Below are 272 nucleotides of genomic sequence, written 5' to 3'. Positions count from 1 at the left end.
CCGCACCAATCCTATTGGCGATTATGCTCAATGAGGTGCGGCATTTGTTATTCAAGAGGGTGTCGCAGACGATTCTGTATTTACCTCACTTCATTTCTTGGGTTGTCTTGGCCGGCATGGTGATGAACTTTCTTTCGCCTTCTACGGGCATCGTTAATCAGCTGCTGCAATCACTCGGCCATGAACCGATTTCCTTTCTGTTAAAGCCCGAATATTTTCGCACAATCATCATCTCCGCAGAGGTGTGGAAGGGAGTAGGATGGGGGACGATC

1 pseudogene is annotated in these 272 nt (G+C 48.5%); it reads left to right on the top strand.

Annotated elements, in window-relative coordinates:
- Nucleotides 1-14: 14 nt before the first annotated feature.
- A pseudogene (locus KVT27_RS24645) lies at nucleotides 15-272 on the top strand (sugar ABC transporter permease); the annotation flags it as partial.

It is taken from the genome of Lysinibacillus sp. GbtcB16 (assembly GCF_019091145.1).
Classification (GTDB): Bacteria; Bacillota; Bacilli; order Bacillales_A; family Planococcaceae; genus Lysinibacillus; species Lysinibacillus fusiformis.
Note: the sequence above shows the minus strand (reverse complement) of the source record. Positions and strands in the feature narration are given on the sequence as shown.